Source organism: Sphingomonas carotinifaciens (assembly GCF_009789535.1).
Classification (GTDB): domain Bacteria; phylum Pseudomonadota; class Alphaproteobacteria; order Sphingomonadales; family Sphingomonadaceae; genus Sphingomonas; species Sphingomonas carotinifaciens.
Genome location: NZ_WSUT01000002.1, coordinates 59,924 through 77,721 on the forward strand (window position 1 = coordinate 59,924; position 17,798 = coordinate 77,721).

A 17,798-nucleotide genomic window follows, 5' to 3' on the forward strand; every position below is an offset into this window, starting at 1 on the left:
AAATTGATTATATTGTTCCGTGCCGTTAAAGTGCATTGTCGATTCTATGGCACGCTGCGCGGGATAAGCGTTGATGTGGAAGCATGGAGATTCTCTTCCTATGCCTTCACCGACGCGCTGCTCGCATTCCTGATATCGTGTATGTTCATTTTCGGTAGAGTGCTTTTACCGAACGACCTTCGGGTGCCTGAAGCAGTGCGTCATGCGGCCAGGATATTCGCCGGATCATCCTTCAGCCTGTATCTGATACATTGGCCGATCATCATCGTCATGCATCATGCCGGTCTGCGTGCCGGAGAGGATGTGTCGATGTTTCTCGCGATCCTGACCTTGCCCGTGGCAGCAGCTTTGATCGTGGCGCCCTGTATCGAAGGTGTCGCCGTGCAGAGGTTGAAACATTGCGTGGCAATGGCGGTCGAGCGAAATACCTGTCGCCGGCCGATGATCAATCAGGTCGATCGTATCGACACGGGCAACGACCATACCTGCGACGGAGCCGTGAAGGCAGTGTCCTGACGATCGAGTCCTTCTTGTGTCGTGCAATGCTTGCGAGGATGTTCCGTCATGATGTCGACACGGCGCCGGACAGGCGCCGCCCGCCCGCATCTCAATCCTTCATCAACTCGCGAATGCGTGCGGCCAACGCATCGACGGCAAATGGCTTGGTCAGGATCTGCATACCGGGCTCTAACTGGCCGTTGCAGATGACGGCGGTTTCCGCGTAGCCGGTGATGAACAGCGTCCGCAGGTCGGGGCATACCGCGTGGCCGGCATCGGCCATCTGGCGTCCGTTGACCCCGCCGGGCAGGCCGACATCGGTGACCAGCAGATCGATCCTGGTATCGGAGCGCAGGATCCTGAGGCCGGCGACACCATCGGTCGCCTCGATCACGCTATAGCCAAGATCGCCGAGCACGTCGGTCCTCTGCCACGCTGACCAGGGAGCGGGGCGCGGCAAGCCATTTTGGTGCACGCACCAGCCGTGCGAGCAGCATGGCTTGTCGTCGCTTCGCCTTCGCGGCGCTGATCGGTCTGGCGGATCCACCGGCCATATCGATTGCCGGCGTCGCCAGCCGGCGGGCGGTCGGGTAGCGGACCGCCGGCGTATCTCCGTCTGGCGGAGCCGCATCTGATGCCCGGCCCCACAAGCCATGGTCCGGCCGGGCAGCCTGTCACCGATCAACCACCCAGCAACACTTCGTAACTTGACCCCTCACGACCCACGCCCCAATCGCGCTTGCGAGTAATTAGCAATATCAGGGGTTGGGGGATTATGAAGACGCTCGTCGTGACGGCGATCATGCTGGCCGCGTCCGGTCATGCGATGGCGGTGGCGCAGGTCGGGGCACAGGTCGGGGCACAAGGCGGACCCGTCACCGCGCAGCGCAGTGGCGAGGACAGCGAGGCACCCGCCAGCACCGCGCAGCGCGACATCCGCGCGACCGGACCGTCCAGCCAGTCGGGTGAAATCGTCGTCACCGCCGCAGGCTTCGAACAGAAGATCGAGAATGCACCGGCGAGCATCAGCGTCATCCGGCGTGACGAGCTGGAAACCGAGCGGTTCAACAATCTGGCCGATGCGTTGGTGGATGTGGAAGGTGTCGATGTAGGCGGCACCGCGGGGAAAACGGGCGGGCTGAACGTGTCGATCCGCGGCATGCCAAGCGACTATACGCTGGTGCTGCTCGACGGGCGGCGCCAGAACGCGCCGGGCAACGTGACGCCCAACGGGTTCGGGGAGACGTCGACCAGCTTTCTGCCGCCCCTGTCGGCGATCGAGCGGATCGAGGTGGTGCGCGGGCCGATGTCGACGCTGTACGGATCGGACGCGATGGGCGGCGTCATCAACGTCATCACGCGTAAGGTGGGGGATCGCTGGGTCGGCACCGCGACCGCGGACGCGACGATCCAGGGCGATGGCGATTTCGGCAACACCTATTCGGGCAACGCCTTTGCACAGGGGCCGCTGGTCCGCGACCTGATCGGCCTGTCGGTACGCGGCAGCTATCTGCGGCGCGATGCCTCCTCGCTGAACTATACCGACGTGAACGGCAATCCGGTGGAGGTGAGCGCGCGGGGGCCGAGCCCGGTCGAGGCGGACATCTACACCCTTGGCGGGCGCCTGTCGGTGACGCCGGCGTCGAACCACGACCTGTGGCTGGAATATGACCGATCGCACCAGCGCTACGACAATGCGGACTCGCAGCTGGGCACGGGCACGGTGCAGGGCGGTTACGGCCCCGAGATGCGCTTCGTGCGCGACCAGTATAGCGCCGCGCACAATTGGCGGGCAGGCTTTGGTACGCTGGAGACGACGGTGACGCGCAACGCGACCGAGACGTTCGGCCGTACCATCCCGCCCGGCACGCCGGGCCGCACGCCCGGTGACGAGCGTGCGCTGCGCGCGACCAACACCATCCTGGACTCCCGCCTGATTTCGGAGGTCGGGCCGGTGATCTTTACCGCAGGCGGGCAATATTGGTGGGCGCGGATGACCGACGGCGTCGCGCCGCGCGACTATGCCTTCGACCAGTGGGCGGGCTTTCTGGAGGCGAGCTGGAAGATCGCGGAAACGTTCACGCTGACCGCGGGCGGGCGTTATGACGAACACACCACCTTCGGCGGCAAGTTCAGCCCGCGCGGCTATGCGGTGTGGAACGCGACGCGCGGGATCACGGTGAAGGGCGGCGTGTCGCGCGGGTTCAAGACGCCGCAATTGAACCAGATCACGCCGGGCATCGTCGGTTTCGGCGGGCAGGGCACGATCCCGCAGATCGGCAGCCCGAACCTGGGACCGGAGACGACGACATCGAGCGAACTGGGCGTGTATTTCGACACGTTCACCGGCATTTCGGGCAACGTCACCGTCTTCAACAATGATTTCGACAACAAGATCGCGGCGGGCCCCGGTATCCCCAACTGTGCGTTCCGGCTGGCGCGCGACCGGCCGGGCTGCATCGATGTCGGCAATTTCCCGAACGTCGACCTGTTCGGCCAGCAGATCAACGTCGATCAGGCTCGGACGCGCGGCATCGAGACCGCGCTGCGCTTCGTCTTCTCGCCGCGCCTCACCCTGACCGCGAACCATACGCTGACCGACAGCGTGCAGCGATCGGGCAGCGAGCAGGGCCAGCCGCTGATCGGTACGCCCCGCCACATGTTCAACACGCAGGTGCGGTGGAAGGCGCTGGACGACCTGTCGCTATGGGCACGCGGCCAGATCCAGTCGAGCCGCTACCGGGGCGCCAACACGGCGCAGGCGGCGCTGGGGGATTTCGACGGGTTCGAGGTGTTTCATCTGGGCGCGAACTGGGCACTGGCGCAGAACATCACGCTGAACGCGGTGCTGTACAATGTCTTCGACCGCAACTTCGTGCGCTACCTGCCGTACACCGAGCGCGGCGCCACGGTGTATGCGCAGCAATATGCGAACAACCAGGAGCCGCGTCGGGTATATGTCTCGGTGAACGTCGACTTCTGACCGTCTTTCTATCCCCGGACCCGTGACAGGACGCGGGCGGCGACGTTGCTGCGCACGGCCAGCTTGCGGCCGTAGCGCAGCGCGGTGGCCGGCGAGGTCCAGCGCAGCGCCTGGGCGATGCCGACGCCGTCCTCGCCGGCCGCGAACAGATCCTGCGTCAGCCCCACGCGCAGCGAGTGGGTGGATAGCCCGCGCACCGCCTCCGCAATGTCGGACGCGGGCAGATCGACCAGACCGGCATCCCAGGCGGCAAGCGCGACCCGGCGATAGATCAGGCAGACGCCCTGCCGGCTGAGCGCGGTGGTACCGACGGTGTAGGTGATGCGTGCGGACTGGGCCGGCTGGCCGGCGAGTTTTTCGCGCCACTGGCGGGTGTGGCCGGGGATCGCGGCATAGGCGAGCGGTGCGGCCTCGGCGCGGGCGCGGCGCCGGTCGACGCCGACCCGCCGGAACATCGGGCCGCTCGTGATCCCGCCGGCCTGCAGCCAGAGGCCGACGCGGCGCATGGTGTCGGCGGACAGCCACGCCCAGGCGCCCTGACCCTCCTGATCGGTCTTGGACGAGGGGATGAACAGTGTCGCGGTGCCGTCAGGCTGGGGATCGATATGGCGCTCCTCGACCGCGACGAGCTCGCTAACGCGCAGGCCCGCATCATAGCCGAGCGAGAGCAGGGCGGCGTCGCGCAGGCCCTGAAGATCGGTGCCGCACGCCGTCAGCATCGCGCTGAGCGTGACCCCCTTGCCGGCATGCGGATCGAGCGCGGCCCCGAAGCGCAGCGGCGCGGCCTGGCGCGGTGCGGCGCCTTTTCGACGTCGCACCCCCTTCAACGCGGCACGCACCATGGCGTGACGCGTCGGCAGCTCGGCATGGTCGGCCAGTCCCATCAACCGGTGCGCGGTCGCGAGACTGGCGAGCCGGCGCGCCAGCGTCGCGGGGCTGGAGCCGTTTGTGTCGAGATGGCGCAGATAGCGCACCAGCGCCTCCGGATCGGCGGGAAAGGGCGAACAGCCATCGTCCGCGCACCATGCGCCATAGCAGGTCAGGTCCGCGGCGAGCGCAGCCTTGCTCGCCTCCGCCATGGCGGTCAGTTGCGCGTCGAAGCCGATCGCGCTGACCGGTGCGGCACCGGGTGGCACGAGTGCGCCCAGCACGCGGGCGAGCCGGGCGTCGACCGGCTCCGGCCGGGTGCGGCGACCGCGCATCGGCAGCGCCTCGCCATCGGTGCGGTGGACGATGATCTCGCCCGCGGGCACCGGGGGTGCCTTTGCCTGGGCGCGGCCTTCCTTCAACTCGAAACGCATGGCGCCTTTTAAAGTCTGTTTGAAAATTCGCGAAAGGGCGAATTTCAAGACGGTGCCGGCCCGCTCCCCCACCCGGCCACCCATCAGAATACCATGTGGGTGGCCGGGTGGGGGAGCGGGCCGGCACCGCAGAACGTGCCCTCAGCACGTTCTTAAACAGCTGCCATTAGCCGGGGGGCAGCGAAATCGCGTCGATCCAGGATGATCGCGCGTTGTGGGCGGCATGACGCTGCTTATCCCGGTGCTGGGCGATCAATTGTCGATGACGCTGGCCAGCCTGCGCGGGGTCGACCGGGCGCGGGCCGTCGTGCTGATGATGGAGGTGTGGGACGAGGCCACCTATGTGCGCCATCACAAGAAGAAGATCGCGCTGATCTTCTCGGCGATGCGCCATTTCGCTGAGGCGCTGCGCGGTGACGGCTGGACGGTCGATTATGTGACGCTGGATGCGGGCGGGAACAGCCAGAGCTTCGCCGGCGAGGTGGCGCGCGCCGCGGAGCGGCACGGGGCCGAAGCGATCCGGGTGGTGGCAGGCGGCGAATACCGGGTGCGGCGCGATCAGGACGACTGGGCGGCGCGCACCGGCCTGCCCGTCGAGATCATGGAGGACGATCGCTTCGTCTGCCCTCTGCCCGACTTCTATGACTGGGCGCGGGGGCGCCGCGATTACCGGATGGAGTGGTTCTACCGCGACATGCGCCGTCGCACCGGATTGTTGATGACGGCGCAGGGCAAGCCGGTCGGCGGGCAATGGAATTTCGACAAGGACAATCGCGAGACGCCGCCCCGCGGGCTGAACTATCCTGCGCCGGAGCGCTTCGCGCCGGATGCGATCACGCAAGGCGTGCTGGCGCTGGTCGCGGACCGGTTCGGTGGGCATTTCGGCGATCTGGAGCCGTTCGGCCTGCCGGTCACCCGCGAACAGGCGCTGGCGGCGCTGGACCATTTCATCGCGGCCGCGCTCCCCGATTTCGGCCGCTATCAGGACGCGATGATCGCGGGGCAGGATTATCTGTACCATAGCAGCCTGTCGCTGTGCCTGAACCTGGGGCTGCTGGGCCCTCTGGAAGTGTGCGAGGCGGCGGTCGCCGCCTATGAGAAGGGAGCGGCGCCGATCAACGCGGTGGAGGGCTTCGTCCGCCAGATCATCGGCTGGCGCGAATATATGCGCGGCATGTACTGGTGGGACATGCCCAAATTTGCTGCGCGCAACGCGCTGGGGGCGACGCGGCCGCTGCCCCAATTCTACTGGACCGGCGACACCGACATGCGCTGCCTGTCCGAAGCGGTGGGGCAGACCCGGCGCGAGGCCTATGCCCATCATATCCAGCGGCTGATGATACTCGGCAACTTCGCGATGCTGGCCGGGGTGGCGCCGCAGGCGATCTCGGACTGGTTCCTGGTCGTCTATTTCGACGCCTATGAATGGGTCGAGCTGCCCAACGTCATCGGCATGAGCCAGTTCGCCGATGGCGGGATCATCGCGTCCAAACCCTATGCCTCGACCGGCGCCTATATCGACCGCATGTCGGATTATTGCGGGCGATGCCGGTATGACGTGAAGGCCAAGACCGGACCGGACGCCTGCCCGTTCAACGCGCTATATTGGGATTTCCTGGCCCGCCATGAGCGGCGCCTGCGCGGCAATCCACGGATGCGCGGCATGTACGCCACCTGGGACCGGTTCGATGCGGCACAGCGAACCGCCTGTCGCGACAGCGCGGCGACCTTTCTGGACGGGCTGGCACCCGCCGACCAGGGATGGAGCAAGGCCCCGACATGACATGTCGGCACGTCGACGTGTCGACAGCGATGATCATCGATCGAAATGTACCGCCAGCCAGATGGTCGGGGCGGCCGGGTCGGTGAAGGTCACGCGGTGGACCGCACCGGCCGGGATCATCAGGTGATCGCCCGGTGCCAGCACGACCGCGCGATCGGCGAGCGCGACCACTGCCTTTCCCGCCAGCAGCAGCACCCATTCGTCATGATCCTGGACATAGGGCGCATCGGCCGGCGTGACCTGCCCCTGCGAGACGATACGCTCGATCCGGCAGCCGGGGCGGCACAGGATCTCGCGAAATTCCTCATGCCCGGTGGGTGCCGGGATATCGGCGAACAGGTTGGGGAGCGGTGGGGCGTCGGTCATCGTGCGGCGGGTTCTGCCACGGCGTCGCATCCGCTGATATAGGCCGCGGGCATGACGCCTGTTTTCCGTTTCGCGCATACGCTGGGCCGGATCGATGCCGGCTGGCGCTTCGCCTCGGCCGATCTGCGCCGCTTCACAGCGTTGGCGCTGATCCGGGATGTCTGGGACATCGTTCGGCGCGATGCCGGGCCGGGCCATGTCGGGCCCGCGCACGAGGCGAGCTCGACCCATATCCTGTTCACCGAGGATCCGCGGCGGGATGCCGTGCTGCTCTGGCTGGCGGATCATGCCGCCCCGGTGCTGCGCGAGGCTGCGGCGTGGATGGCGCGGATGGTGGATGCCGAAATCCGGTTCGGCACGGCCGATCTGGCCTTGCTGGAGGTGGCGGGCGACGCGCTGGCGGTGCCAGTCGCGGGGCCGGTGACCGCCGCGCTGGGGCCGGACAGTGGCATGATGCTCACCACGGTTGCGGGTGCGGTCGACCGGTTGCGCGTCGTGCCGGACTTTCTGGAAGCGGAGGATGGTGGTCTGGTTCGGCCTCTGGTCGGTGCTCCGGTACGGCACCGGGTGGCGGCCCCTTCGCCCGGCGCCGCCTGGGCGCTGAACCTCGCGATGCTGGCCGACCCCAGGGTGACCGAGCGCGCGCCGCCCCCCATCGGCATCGTCAGCCGCGCGCTGTTTCATGGACTTGCCGACGCGGATGCGGTTGCCGGTCAACTGATGACGGATGCCGTTTCGGCCGGCGAGCGGACCTATCGACGCCTGCTGATGCTGAACGACGAACTGGCGCGCGGGGGGGCGGCGCTGGCGCATCTGTCGCGCAATGCGCGCGCGCGTGATGCCTGGGGCGTGGTTGCGGCATTGCAGATGCTCACCCGCCGGCAACTCGGGCGCGCGCTGACGCTTTCGCGCGGTGGAGCGGACATGCAGATGCGTGCGCTGGCCGGGGCCGGACTGGCGACGCTGCAGCCCGGCGGGGTCATCGATTACGCCTTACCGGAGCCCGGGCCGGCCGCACCAACGGATGCTTCGTCGCTGGCGCATGCGGTCGAGGCGATCGATCGCGATCTGGCGGCGATCGATCGCCTGAACGAGGGGCCGCACCCGGCATAACTCCCGACGTCGTGCTGTCGACATGTCAGAGTGTCGGAGTGTCGGCCATCCCGCCGGATCGTCAGGCCAGATTGCCAAGATCGTCTGCGCCCAGCGACCCGCCCGGTTCGAGATCGGTGGGGCGACGCAGCTGCTCAAGGATAGTGTCGATGTCGTCGGCAGTCAGGCCGCTGTCGATCGACTGCCCGGCCGCATGGCGGGCGCGAAAGCTCTGCAGTCGCTCTATTGCCTGATCGAGATTGGACATGGTCGGCCTTTCCTGATGCGTGTTGCGTCAAACGCTTTGGAAAGGGATCGGGTTCGGCGACTTGGGGCTTGGGGCAGGAATAACCAAGCCTGATTGTCGACACGTCGAGGCGCATACATGCGTCCAAGCCACTGGCAAAGACGGACGCTGACCCGCATAGCGGCGGGATCATCAGGCGGGTTGGAGCCGATATGTCGACACAGGGTGCGCGGGTTGCGTTGGTGACCGGGGCCGGCGGGGGGCTGGGGCGGGAGATCGCGCAGGGGCTGGCGGCCGGGGGCGCGGCGGTGATCGTGCAGGGGCGCCGCGCCGCGGCGCTGGAAGAGGTGACAGAAGCGATCGGGGCGGCAGGCGGGGTGGCCTGGCCGCTGGTGGTCGACCTGATGGACGGGGCGGCGGTGGTCGAAGCGCTGAAGCCCTGGCCGCGTATCGATATCGTCGTGAACAATGCCGGGCGGCGCGATCGCCGGCCGCTGGGCGCACTGGACCGGGAGGCGCTGCGCCAGATGCTGGAGGTGAACCTGGTTGCGCCCTTCGACCTGGCACGGCTGCTCGCGCCGCGCATGGGGGCGGGGGGGCGTATCATCAACGTGACCTCGATCGCCGGACAGATCGCGCGCGGGGGCGATGCGGCCTATACGGCAAGCAAGGGCGGGCTGGATGCCTTGACCCGCGCCCTGGCCGCAGAACTGGGGCCGCTCGGCATCACCGTGAACGCGGTTGCACCCGGCTTCTTCGCGACCGAGGCCAATGCCGCGATGTGTGCCGATCCGGCAATCGCCGCGCATCTGGCGACGCGCACGGCGCTTGGCCGTTGGGGGCGACCGGAAGAGATCGTCGGCCCGGTGCTGTTCCTGGTATCGCCCGCGGCATCCTATGTCACCGGACAGGTGCTGGCCGTGGATGGCGGGTATACCGCGCATTTCTGATGTTGCAGCGTCTGGATTAACCAAGACCTGCTTGAAAACAGCAAGAATCAGAAAAACATGATCGATCACCAAAAGTGCGAAGATGCATGGCTGTCTTACGCAATGTAAATTATTAATGTTGCCTAGTAGGCACTTAGCACCAAAGGGATTGATCCTGTTTTATACGGGGCAACTAAGGTGTGATGAACTTGTAATTAAATACACTTAATATCTGATCTAAAATGGAACAATGGGCCAGAAGGGTAGCGTGATTGGCGGTTCACGAGAAAAGGTGATTCGCTTAGAAATCGGTCATCACGAAAGATGGCAATCCGGGGGGGTGGGAGCAAAGCTCCTGTAATCAGTATGAAAACAGCCAGTGCTGCAATATGCACCTGCATGATGCTGATGCCGATATGCGCGTCAGCGCAGGATCTTTCTTATCAGCCAATCAATCCGAGATTTGGCGGTAATCCTTTCAATTCTAATCACCTGCTTGGTGAGGCCAACGCACAGAATAAATATACTGATCCCAACGATAGTTCGAATCAAACCCAAGCAGAGATATTTGCCCAGCAGCTTCAGTCCCGGCTTTTGTCATCATTGTCTTCGCAGGTCGTTGATGCGATATTTGGTGACGATCCGCAGCAAAGCGGAACGATTCAGTTCGGCGGACAGGTGATCCAGTTTGATCGCGGCCTGGACAGCGTGACGCTTCGCATCACCGATCAAGCCAGCGGCAAGGAAACCGTGATCTCCATCCCCACGCTGGTGAGGGCGAGCTGAGATGCGTGCTTCTCTTCTTCTGATGGCGACCGGCCTGACCGCAAGTCTGTCAGGATGTGCCGCCTATGATGTGGGCCCGGCCCGATATAATCCTCAGGCCTATGTACCGGCCAAGACGCCGACCGAGTTGAGCCTCAACAAGCTGCCGGTGCCGGCGCGCCAGGTCGCGGTCGCGGTATATGGGTTCGGCGACCAGACGGGTCAGTTCAAGCCGAGCGAGACGGGCCAGACGCTGTCGCGTGCCGTGACGCAAGGCGCCGGATCAATCCTGATGAAGGCGTTGCAGGATGCGGGCAACCGTCAGTGGTTCACCGTTGTCGAGCGGGAGCAGTTCAAGAACCTGCTGAACGAGCGACAGGTAATCCGCGAGATGCGCGAGCGTTATCTGGGCGAAACGGCGGTTAACCCGCAGGCGCTTCCAGCGCTGCTGTTCGCCGGGGTGCTGCTGGAAGGCGGCGTGATCGGGTATGACACCAACACCGTCACCGGGGGCGCGGGCGCAGCTTTCCTGGGGCTGGGCGCACATACCCAGTATCGTCAGGACACGGTCACCGTTTATCTGCGGGCGGTATCCGTTCGTACCGGCGAAGTGCTGACCTCGGTCACGACGTCGAAGACGATCGCTTCGCGCTCCCTGAATGCCAGCACGTTCCGTTACGTGGCATTCAAGGAGCTGCTTCAGGCCGAAATGGGCATCACCACCAACGAGCCCGATCAGCTGGCGCTGCGCCAGGCGATCGAAAAAGCGGTATACAGCCTGGTGATGGAAGGCGTGGAGCTGAAGCTCTGGAATTTCAAGGATCCTGCGGCGGGAACGGCGTTGCTGCGCGATTACAAGATCGAGCGCGACGGACAATTTGCCCCCGAGCAGGTTCAGACGGCGATGAAGGCGGCCGATGCCGCTCCGCCGCTCAAGATCCTGGCGACGCGGGACCGGTTGAAGGACCAGTCCGCATCCGACCGCAAGGACGGGTCGCCCAAGGAATCATCCGGATCGGGAGGCGCGCTTTAAGCGGACCGCCGAACGACCCTGATGGCCGTACCCCCGCGGCATACGAACAATAACCGGGGGTCTTCACGACGGGGCGGTAACCCCGCCGTGAAGGAACGTTGCCGTGGAAAAACAACGATCATGTCGCCAGGCCGGCGCCAACCGGCACGGCGCCATGGTTATCACCTCAAATTTTAAGGAATGACAACCATGAAGATTCTCGTCCTCGCTTCGGCTTCGGTTCTCGCTTTCGCTACCCCGGCTCTCGCGCAGACCGTCAGCAACCAGTCCTATGTTCAGCAGATCGGTAACGAGAACGCTGCAACCGTTCTCCAGAATGACGACACCAACGTTTCGCAGATCTTCCAGGCGAGCAGCAACGACACCGCGCTGGTCGAGATGAGCGGCGGCAACAACCAGTCGCTCGTGCTGCAGCAGAAGACCGACTTCGTGTCGGGCCGCAACGACAGCCAGACCCGCATGTCGGGCTATAACGGCACGAGCATCACCAGCCAGTCGGGCGAAGGCAACTATGCCAACGTGACCTTCTCGCCTGCGTCGGGCGACTCCTCGTCGCTGATCATGCAGGACGGCAAGGGCAACGAAGCGATCGTCGCCAGCGGCGACTGGGGCAACGCTTCGGTTATCACGCAGACCTTCGACGAAAACTACGCCAATGTGTACCAGGACGGCTACAACAACGTCTCGGTCGTTGTTCAGGATGGCCTGGCCAACACCGCGAACGTGACCCAGCACTGATAAGATCGGGCGCCCCCGCCGCGGCGGGGGCGCCCCTTTTTGCTTTTATGCCTGTCGACAGGAAGAGGATGCCGATATGCAGATGACCCGATGGGGCATCATCGCAGGTGCCATGCTGGCGATGGGTGCAACCATGATGCCGGCATATGGGCAACAGCGTGTGACGTCTTCCACGCCGCTTGGTTCCAGCGCCTTTGTCGCACAGATCGGCGACACGAACACCGCGTCGGTGGAGCAGCATGCCGCGCGCAGCCAAAGTGGCATCCGCCAGTCCGGCGATCGCAACAGCGCGTTTCTCCGTGCCGAGGCAACCTCCAACGCGATTGCTACCGTTGTTCAATCGGGCACCGGGAATATGGCATCAGGCAGCCAGAGCGGCGAGGGCATTTTGACACTCGCGATGGTTCAGCAGGGTGCCGACAATCGGATGACCGCTATCCAGACCGGCACAGGCGGCATCAATGCGGCGGTGATGACGCAGATCGGCCAAGGCAATACCGCTACGCTGACCCAGACGGGCAGCAGCAATCAGGCCGTGTTGACCCAGTCCGGCAACGACAATGCGATGACGGCAACGCAGCTCGGCGGTAACAACATGCTGGTTTGGGCGCAGCAGGGTAACGACCTGCCCGATCTACAGATTACCCAATCCGGTGGCGCAACCGGTTATATCCTGCAGCAATGACGCGGGACGATCCCGCATCCCGTGTCAGTCGCGCATGGTCATATGCCGCGATAGGAACGGCCATTCTGTTTGGCACGGCCGGCACGTTCGCACAGGATCGTACCGCGCCACCCGGCGGTCAGATCGTGGACAAGCCCCATGATGTGCATCGCGATGTGTCGGACACGACGATGCCGCAGCTCAGTCAGGATCGTGGTCAGATTCCTACCGTCGCGCGGAGCGAGCGTGCCGCGCCGCTGAACGGAGCCATGCAATCGGTGCCGGCCGATCGGGCAGTGCCCCTGACCCAGATAACTACATCGTCGTCCCACTCGCCCCAGGCTTCGCAAGCGTCGCATGGTGACCGATCGGTGCAACCCGGCGAACGCCTGACCGCAGCGGGTGAAAGCCGCAACGTGCGTGTACCGCGTATCACCGGTGCAGATCGATGCGATCCGCAGAGCCAGGCACGTGCCGCATCATCTGTCTGCCAGCAGGTGATCGAGGCGCGTGCGGACAGTTTTGCAACTGAACGACCCGATCTCTCGCCCGAGGAGCGCCTGCTTGCCGAACGCTATACGCCTCGGCAGGAGCGCGGTGTCCTGGCCGAGGTGCAGCGCGTCGGCCGCAACGATGTCGATCCCGCCTCGATCGATACGCAAGCCTTAGCCACGGTCGTGCTGGGGCAACCCGTTTCCGATCCCATTCCAGCAGAGGATACAAAGGCGGGGGACCCGGTCATCGTAAACGACCTGCTGAACGCCGTGATCGATCAAATGACAGCGAATCCGGGCTGACCGGTCTGCGCCGCAGATCTAACCGTAGAGCCGTTCGTCCCACCAGACGGGCTCCGGCAGATCATAAGTGATTGCGGCCGCATCCGGATGCGCGGGATTGATCAGGATGTTGCGTTCCAGCCGCGCCGGGATCGAGGGAACGAGCAACAGCGCGCTGCGCCGGGCGGTGAACCAGTCCGCACCGAACGTCTTGCACAGACCTTCATCCTTGCCGTCCCAGCTGGGATGGGCGGCGGTCTGGAAGATTTCGTAACTGGTGCCATTGGGGATGGTGATGCGGATATAATGCTGGTTGGGCGGCAGCACGCCATTGGCGTGGACCAGCTTTTCCAGCATCGCGGTCGAATAATGCTCGGACGTGTAGATGACCGGGCTGAGCGCCGTGTTCCAGCGGCCCGGATAAAGCCGCGCGCCTTCGCTGTCGTAGATCGGGTGTGCGCCGTGCGGGTCGCCGATGCGATACACGGTCAGGACGCGGTCGGTGCGGTGGCCTTTCGTCACGCGCCGCCGCCATAGGCGGCGCGGCCGAGCAGGTTGATGACGAGGTCGGCGCCGGGGCTGGTGGCGAGGGCGACGTCGAGCGGGGGTTTTCCGTCGAGCATGGCGTGCGGGCGGGTCAGGAAGGCGCGGGCGCGTTCCGGCTCCCCATAGATGGACAGGGCGAAGCTGAACACCTTGGCCAGCCGGGCCAGCCGGTCGCCCTCCTCGCTGGTCAGCCGCTTGGAGGCGGATTTGCGGCGACGCTCCAGCGTCGCCTTGGGGATCAGGCGGAACTTGAAGCGCGCATCGTCGGGTGCGACGCTGTCGGCGAGCCGGTCCAGCGCAGTAACCGGCAACCCCTTCTCGATCGAATAGGCCAGGGCGAGGCGTGAGGCGTGCAGGCCGGCGGTGACGCCGAGCAGCGCTTCGATCGATGCGGGTTGGGTCGCCATATCTGCCTCTTCTCAGTTGAGGCTTATATATGCCTCAACTGGGATCGGTGCAAGTTTTGGCGATCAGGCGAGGTGCCGGCGCAGCAGGACCAGTGTGCTGTCGCCGGGAACCGGCTCGCTGGTGAAGCCCATCTCACGCTCCAGTTCGATCGCGCTGCGATTGTCGCGGCTTTCGATCGATTCCAGCGTCTGCAAGCCTTTGGCTTTGGCGCGGGTGGCGACATGATCGAGCAGGGTCCAGCCGATGCCGCGGTTCTTCAGGTCGGCGCGCACCGAAATCGCGACCTCGCCGCGGCTGCCGTCGTCGCTGGTCGCCAGCATCGCGGCGCCGACCACTTCATCGCTGTCGGTATCGCGAGCGAGATACGCCTCTGACCGATCATGATCGGGGGCGACCATCGCCGCGATCTGTGCCGCGCCGACGGTGCGCACCGCGGTCAGGAAGCGGAAACGGAGATCCTCGGGCGAGACCTCGCGGAAAAAGGCGGCAAGCGCGGAGGCATCGTCCGGCCGGGCGGTGCGTACCACCAGGCGGATGCCGGTCCGCGTGACGAGCGGCTGTTCGGTCATGGCATGGTCCTTTGTCGGGCGGTCTGCCCGGTCATCGTTCCACCGGGTGGATTGGTTCCGCATTAGCGGGCCCGTCATCGACCCCCGGCGTGCTGCACGATCGCTTCGCACAGCTGGTGGGTGGCCATGATGTCGTCTGCCGCGGTGGGCCGCCGCGCGCGCACCGCGGCCAGGAAGTCGGCACACATGGCGGAAAAGCCGCGCTGTTCGGCAACCGGCGTCCAGTCGCCGCGCCGGCGGACATGCTCGGTACCGTCCTGTTCGATCCGTTCGGCCAGGTTGACGACGGCGCGCTTGCCGTTGCCGCCGAGTATGTCGATCCGCTCCTCGTCCAGACCGGAGGCGCGGTGCATCGTGCCGATCGCGTGATAGCCATCGCCCGCCAGGGTCAGCGTCACCGCCTCCAGCCGTCCATCGCGCACCACGGTCTCGATCGTCTCGCGCATGGGCCGTGCGGGGGCGAGGAAGCGCAGGGTATCGACGACATGGATGAAGTCGTCGAACACGACGCGCCGGGGCGTGTCGGCCTGTGCGTGGCGGTGCTTCTGCATCAGGATCAGGCTGCGCAGGGTCTGGCGGAGCGCGGCATAGTCGGGTGCAAAGCGGCGGTTGAAACCGACGCCGAGCAGCACATCCCGGTGCCGGGCAAGGGAGACCAGCCGTGCCGCCTCGTCCGCGCTGTCGGCAAGCGGCTTGTCGACAAACACGGGGATGTCGCGCTCCAGCAGCGTCGTGACGAGGCCGGGATGTGCGGGCGTCGCGGCATGGACAAAGGCCACGTCGAACGTGCCCGACGCCAGTGCCGCGTCCAGTCCGACATGGGCGTGTGCGATCCGGTAGCGGGCCGCAACGGCATCCAGCACGCCGGCGTCGCGCGTGGCGAGGTGCAGTTCGAGATCGGGCAGCGCGGCGAGCACCGGCAGATAAGCCTTGCGCGCGATATCGCCCAGTCCGACCATCAATACCCGCATGTGCCCGTCCATGCGCCTGTCCGTGGCGGTGCGATACCCGGACAGGCGCATGGAAGAAATGCCGCTAGCCGATGATCACCTCGCCGGGCTGGTTGCGCAGATTGTCGCCAAGCGCGGTTTCGCGGGTTTCGATCGTGATCGGCTTTACCGGGACGGGGGCGGGCGGCGTTTCGCGGCGCGGCTTGCGAAGGGCGAGGAACAGGCCGAGCGACAGGCCGGCGCCGACAGCCAGCTTCATCGCCAGCCCCTTCTTGTTGTGCTGCCATTCCGCGCGGGCGCCCATCTCGCCGGGGATGTTGGGGATGATGCCGCGACCGAGGTCCTCCACCACGCCCTCGACCACGTTGATCCGGTCGGCGCCCATCAGCAGCAGCCAATGCCACCAGTCCGACTCGCTGCGACGAAAGGCATAGCGGCGGATCATGCCACTCACCCCGCTGGGCGGTGTCGAAGTGCCGATCACCGCGGGCAGGCGGTTATGCTCGATCGATTGCAGCACCTCGACATCCGGCTGCTGCTCGGGCGGGCGCGTCCAGGAGAGGCCGCGGGTCTGTTGATCCTCGACATGGCGCATCGGATAGGTGGGGTCGTTCCGGGCATCGGCATCGACGCCCCAGCCCGGAATTGTCGAGGTGTCGACCAGAGACTTGCTCATGCCCTTTGCTCCTTCATGCGCCATGAGGCAGCAGCACGGGCTTGATGCAGCCGTCGAGCTTTGCCGAGAACAGGTGATAGGCGTCCGCAATGTCGGTCAGCGGGACGCGGTGGGTGATCATCGCCTTGGGATTGATGTGCCCGGCCTTCAGATGATCGATCAGGCGGGGCAGCAGGCGCTTCACCGACGCCTGGTTGGCGCGGATGGTGATGCCCTTGTTCACGACATTGCCGATGGGCACGATGTTGCCGGTCGGCCCGTACACGCCGACGATCGAGACGATCCCGCCCTTCTTCACCGAATTGATCGCCCAGTGGAGCGCGATGGCGTTGCCCGCCTCCAGCTTCAGCTTGGTGCCGATCAGATATTGCAGCGCGTTGCCCGCAGCGTCGCCGCCCACCGCATCAATGCACACATCCGCGCCCAGCGAGTCCGTCTGCTTCTTCAGGAACACGACGACATCGTCGATCTCGCGGAAGTTATAGACCTCGGCGGGACAGAATTGCCGGGCGAAATCCAGCCGGTATTCGATATGATCGATCACGATCACCCGGCCGGCGCCGAACAGCCAGGCGGAGCGCGCCGCCATCAGCCCGACGGGCCCGGCACCGAACACGACCACCGTATCGCCGGGGCGGATGCCGCCCATCTCCGCCGCCTGATATCCGGTCGGCACGACATCGGTCATCAATACCGCATCGTCGGGGTCCATCCAGTCGGGGATCACCATGGGGCCGACATCGGCATAAGGCACGCGCACATATTGCGCCTGCCCGCCGTCATAGCCGCCCGCCGTGTGGGAATAGCCGAAGATGCCACCGACCGCGGTCGCCTGCGCATTGGATTCGTGACAGTTGCCGAACAGCCCCTGCTGGCAGAAATGGCATTTGCCGCAGGCGATGTTGAACGGCACCAGCACATGATCGCCGACCTTCAGATTTTGCACCGCGGGGCCGACCTGTTCGACGATGCCGCAGAATTCATGGCCAAAGGTCATGCCGACGCGCGTGTCGGGCACCATGCCGTGATATAGGTGCAGGTCCGATCCGCAGATGCATGACCGCGTCACCCGGACGATCGCATCCTCGGGATGGAGGATAGTCGGCATCGGCTTCTCATCGGCCCTGACGCGGTATGGCCCGCGGTAGTTCATCGCCAGCATGCGCTGCTCCCTTGCATAGTCCGGCGGTGTCGCCGCGTCAGGGGATGAAGCGTAAGGGAAGGGTGAAGTTCCTTTGTTTATCGTGTGTTAGCAAGGTTTTACCGTGGAAGAGGTTGCAGGATCGCATCGATCCGGGGCGGCGCGCCGGCAATCGCTTCGAGATGCGGATAGCGCAGGCCTGCGGGCACCCCGACCTGCACCTTGCGGTGCCGCGTGCCATGCGACACGGCAAGTTCGATCCCGCCGCCCGCCGCACATGCCCGTACCGCCTGGCGAAGCCGGTCGGGTGTGAAGCGACGGCCATTCACCGCC

Annotated in this window: 20 protein-coding genes and 1 pseudogene; 10 read left to right on the top strand and 11 right to left on the bottom strand. The window is 65.3% G+C overall.

Going from position 1 to position 17,798, the window contains the following annotated elements:
* The first annotated feature begins 12 nt into the window (after positions 1 to 12).
* On the top strand, positions 13 to 516 hold the full coding sequence (locus tag GQR91_RS01595; protein ID WP_149683362.1) for an acyltransferase family protein: 504 nt from the start codon (positions 13 to 15) through the stop codon (positions 514 to 516).
* A 91-nt stretch (positions 517 to 607) separates the two neighbouring features.
* On the opposite strand, the pseudogene GQR91_RS19415 reads toward GQR91_RS01595, so the two are convergent.
* A pseudogene (locus tag GQR91_RS19415) lies at positions 608 to 919 on the bottom strand (response regulator); the annotation flags it as partial.
* Positions 920 to 1,273: 354 nt separating this feature from the next.
* Here GQR91_RS19415 and GQR91_RS01605 point away from each other — a divergent pair.
* Entirely contained in the window at positions 1,274 to 3,481 is a 2,208-nt protein-coding gene (locus GQR91_RS01605; RefSeq protein ID WP_235904156.1) for a TonB-dependent receptor domain-containing protein, read from the top strand.
* Between the two features lie 8 nt (positions 3,482 to 3,489).
* Here the strand turns inward: GQR91_RS01605 and GQR91_RS01610 are convergent, their stop codons facing one another.
* Positions 3,490 to 4,782 (bottom strand): site-specific integrase, encoded by a 1,293-nt coding sequence (locus tag GQR91_RS01610; protein WP_149683363.1) that lies wholly within the window; start codon positions 4,780 to 4,782, stop codon positions 3,490 to 3,492.
* Between the two features lie 223 nt (positions 4,783 to 5,005).
* On the opposite strand from GQR91_RS01610, the gene GQR91_RS01615 reads away from it, so the two are divergent.
* On the top strand, positions 5,006 to 6,565 hold the full coding sequence (locus tag GQR91_RS01615) for a cryptochrome/photolyase family protein (protein WP_149683364.1): 1,560 nt from the start codon (positions 5,006 to 5,008) through the stop codon (positions 6,563 to 6,565).
* A 33-nt stretch (positions 6,566 to 6,598) separates the two neighbouring features.
* On the opposite strand, the gene GQR91_RS01620 is transcribed toward GQR91_RS01615, so the two are convergent.
* Positions 6,599 to 6,931, bottom strand: coding sequence for a cupin domain-containing protein (locus tag GQR91_RS01620; RefSeq protein WP_149683365.1), 333 nt, complete (start codon positions 6,929 to 6,931; stop codon positions 6,599 to 6,601).
* A 51-nt stretch (positions 6,932 to 6,982) separates the two neighbouring features.
* Here GQR91_RS01620 and GQR91_RS01625 point away from each other — a divergent pair, with 51 nt between their 5' ends.
* On the top strand, positions 6,983 to 8,044 hold the full coding sequence (locus tag GQR91_RS01625; RefSeq protein WP_149683366.1) for a hypothetical protein: 1,062 nt from the start codon (positions 6,983 to 6,985) through the stop codon (positions 8,042 to 8,044).
* Positions 8,045 to 8,105: 61 nt separating this feature from the next.
* Here the strand turns inward: GQR91_RS01625 and GQR91_RS01630 are convergent, their stop codons facing one another.
* Positions 8,106 to 8,291: a hypothetical protein gene (locus GQR91_RS01630; protein ID WP_149683367.1), complete on the bottom strand. Its 186-nt coding sequence runs from the start codon at positions 8,289 to 8,291 to the stop codon at positions 8,106 to 8,108.
* Positions 8,292 to 8,482: 191 nt separating this feature from the next.
* Between GQR91_RS01630 and GQR91_RS01635 the strand changes: the two genes are divergently transcribed.
* From GQR91_RS01635 to GQR91_RS01660, 6 genes are all read left to right on the top strand, one after another.
* Positions 8,483 to 9,220, top strand: coding sequence for an SDR family oxidoreductase (locus GQR91_RS01635; RefSeq protein ID WP_149683368.1), 738 nt, complete (start codon positions 8,483 to 8,485; stop codon positions 9,218 to 9,220).
* Positions 9,221 to 9,598: 378 nt separating this feature from the next.
* Positions 9,599 to 9,985: a curli assembly protein CsgF gene (locus tag GQR91_RS01640; RefSeq protein WP_174236669.1), complete on the top strand. Its 387-nt coding sequence runs from the start codon at positions 9,599 to 9,601 to the stop codon at positions 9,983 to 9,985.
* Position 9,986: 1 nt separating this feature from the next.
* Positions 9,987 to 10,997 carry a CsgG/HfaB family protein gene (locus tag GQR91_RS01645; RefSeq protein ID WP_149683369.1) on the top strand — a complete coding sequence of 337 codons (1,011 nt, stop codon included), beginning with the start codon at positions 9,987 to 9,989 and terminating at the stop codon, positions 10,995 to 10,997.
* A 189-nt stretch (positions 10,998 to 11,186) separates the two neighbouring features.
* Complete coding sequence (locus GQR91_RS01650; RefSeq protein ID WP_160146858.1) at positions 11,187 to 11,735, top strand: hypothetical protein; 549 nt, start codon at positions 11,187 to 11,189, stop codon at positions 11,733 to 11,735.
* Positions 11,736 to 11,811: 76 nt separating this feature from the next.
* Positions 11,812 to 12,420, top strand: a complete 609-nt coding sequence (locus GQR91_RS01655) for a hypothetical protein (protein WP_149683371.1) — start codon at positions 11,812 to 11,814, stop codon at positions 12,418 to 12,420.
* Positions 12,417 to 13,196 (top strand): hypothetical protein, encoded by a 780-nt coding sequence (locus GQR91_RS01660; RefSeq protein ID WP_149683372.1) that lies wholly within the window; start codon positions 12,417 to 12,419, stop codon positions 13,194 to 13,196. Before GQR91_RS01655 ends, GQR91_RS01660 begins: the two co-directional genes overlap by 4 nt.
* An 18-nt stretch (positions 13,197 to 13,214) precedes the next feature.
* Here GQR91_RS01660 and GQR91_RS01665 read toward each other — a convergent pair whose 3' ends face one another.
* The 7 genes from GQR91_RS01665 to GQR91_RS01695 all read right to left on the bottom strand — a co-directional run bounded on the left by GQR91_RS01665 (position 13,215) and on the right by GQR91_RS01695 (position 17,794).
* Positions 13,215 to 13,697, bottom strand: a complete 483-nt coding sequence (locus GQR91_RS01665) for an RES family NAD+ phosphorylase (RefSeq protein ID WP_162853779.1) — start codon at positions 13,695 to 13,697, stop codon at positions 13,215 to 13,217.
* On the bottom strand, positions 13,694 to 14,128 hold the full coding sequence (locus GQR91_RS01670; protein WP_112384095.1) for an antitoxin Xre/MbcA/ParS toxin-binding domain-containing protein: 435 nt from the start codon (positions 14,126 to 14,128) through the stop codon (positions 13,694 to 13,696). Before GQR91_RS01670 ends, GQR91_RS01665 begins: the two co-directional genes overlap by 4 nt.
* A 63-nt stretch (positions 14,129 to 14,191) precedes the next feature.
* The gene (locus GQR91_RS01675; RefSeq protein ID WP_149683373.1) at positions 14,192 to 14,698 is read right to left on the bottom strand and encodes a GNAT family N-acetyltransferase; all 507 of its coding nucleotides are present in this window, start codon (positions 14,696 to 14,698) and stop codon (positions 14,192 to 14,194) included.
* 74 nt (positions 14,699 to 14,772) lie between these two features.
* Positions 14,773 to 15,669: a Gfo/Idh/MocA family protein gene (locus GQR91_RS01680; protein WP_149683374.1), complete on the bottom strand. Its 897-nt coding sequence runs from the start codon at positions 15,667 to 15,669 to the stop codon at positions 14,773 to 14,775.
* A 64-nt stretch (positions 15,670 to 15,733) separates the two neighbouring features.
* Positions 15,734 to 16,324 carry a hypothetical protein gene (locus tag GQR91_RS01685; protein ID WP_211368548.1) on the bottom strand — a complete coding sequence of 197 codons (591 nt, stop codon included), beginning with the start codon at positions 16,322 to 16,324 and terminating at the stop codon, positions 15,734 to 15,736.
* 13 nt (positions 16,325 to 16,337) lie between these two features.
* On the bottom strand, positions 16,338 to 17,486 hold the full coding sequence (locus tag GQR91_RS01690; protein ID WP_112384093.1) for a zinc-dependent alcohol dehydrogenase: 1,149 nt from the start codon (positions 17,484 to 17,486) through the stop codon (positions 16,338 to 16,340).
* Between the two features lie 98 nt (positions 17,487 to 17,584).
* Positions 17,585 to 17,794: a hypothetical protein gene (locus tag GQR91_RS01695; RefSeq protein ID WP_149683375.1), complete on the bottom strand. Its 210-nt coding sequence runs from the start codon at positions 17,792 to 17,794 to the stop codon at positions 17,585 to 17,587.
* Between the last annotated feature and the right edge of the window lie 4 nt (positions 17,795 to 17,798).

Excerpts from the sequence above, each read along its gene's own strand:
- GQR91_RS01615 (WP_149683364.1), top strand. The coding sequence starts at position 5,006 with ATGACGCTGCTTATCCCGGTGCTGGGCGATCAATTGTCGATGACGCTG.
- GQR91_RS01645 (WP_149683369.1), top strand. The coding sequence starts at position 9,987 with ATGCGTGCTTCTCTTCTTCTGATGGCGACCGGCCTGACCGCAAGTCTG.
- GQR91_RS01680 (WP_149683374.1), bottom strand. The coding sequence starts at position 15,669 with ATGCGGGTATTGATGGTCGGACTGGGCGATATCGCGCGCAAGGCTTAT.
- GQR91_RS01635 (WP_149683368.1), top strand. The coding sequence starts at position 8,483 with ATGTCGACACAGGGTGCGCGGGTTGCGTTGGTGACCGGGGCCGGCGGG.
- GQR91_RS01610 (WP_149683363.1), bottom strand. The coding sequence starts at position 4,782 with ATGCGTTTCGAGTTGAAGGAAGGCCGCGCCCAGGCAAAGGCACCCCCG.
- GQR91_RS01625 (WP_149683366.1), top strand. The coding sequence starts at position 6,983 with ATGACGCCTGTTTTCCGTTTCGCGCATACGCTGGGCCGGATCGATGCC.
- GQR91_RS01630 (WP_149683367.1), bottom strand. The coding sequence starts at position 8,291 with ATGTCCAATCTCGATCAGGCAATAGAGCGACTGCAGAGCTTTCGCGCC.
- GQR91_RS01690 (WP_112384093.1), bottom strand. The coding sequence starts at position 17,486 with ATGCTGGCGATGAACTACCGCGGGCCATACCGCGTCAGGGCCGATGAG.
- GQR91_RS01620 (WP_149683365.1), bottom strand. The coding sequence starts at position 6,931 with ATGACCGACGCCCCACCGCTCCCCAACCTGTTCGCCGATATCCCGGCA.
- GQR91_RS01685 (WP_211368548.1), bottom strand. The coding sequence starts at position 16,324 with ATGAGCAAGTCTCTGGTCGACACCTCGACAATTCCGGGCTGGGGCGTC.
- GQR91_RS01670 (WP_112384095.1), bottom strand. The coding sequence starts at position 14,128 with ATGGCGACCCAACCCGCATCGATCGAAGCGCTGCTCGGCGTCACCGCC.
- GQR91_RS01655 (WP_149683371.1), top strand. The coding sequence starts at position 11,812 with ATGCAGATGACCCGATGGGGCATCATCGCAGGTGCCATGCTGGCGATG.
- GQR91_RS01660 (WP_149683372.1), top strand. The coding sequence starts at position 12,417 with ATGACGCGGGACGATCCCGCATCCCGTGTCAGTCGCGCATGGTCATAT.
- GQR91_RS01640 (WP_174236669.1), top strand. The coding sequence starts at position 9,599 with ATGATGCTGATGCCGATATGCGCGTCAGCGCAGGATCTTTCTTATCAG.
- GQR91_RS01605 (WP_235904156.1), top strand. The coding sequence starts at position 1,274 with ATGAAGACGCTCGTCGTGACGGCGATCATGCTGGCCGCGTCCGGTCAT.
- GQR91_RS01675 (WP_149683373.1), bottom strand. The coding sequence starts at position 14,698 with ATGACCGAACAGCCGCTCGTCACGCGGACCGGCATCCGCCTGGTGGTA.
- GQR91_RS01650 (WP_160146858.1), top strand. The coding sequence starts at position 11,187 with ATGAAGATTCTCGTCCTCGCTTCGGCTTCGGTTCTCGCTTTCGCTACC.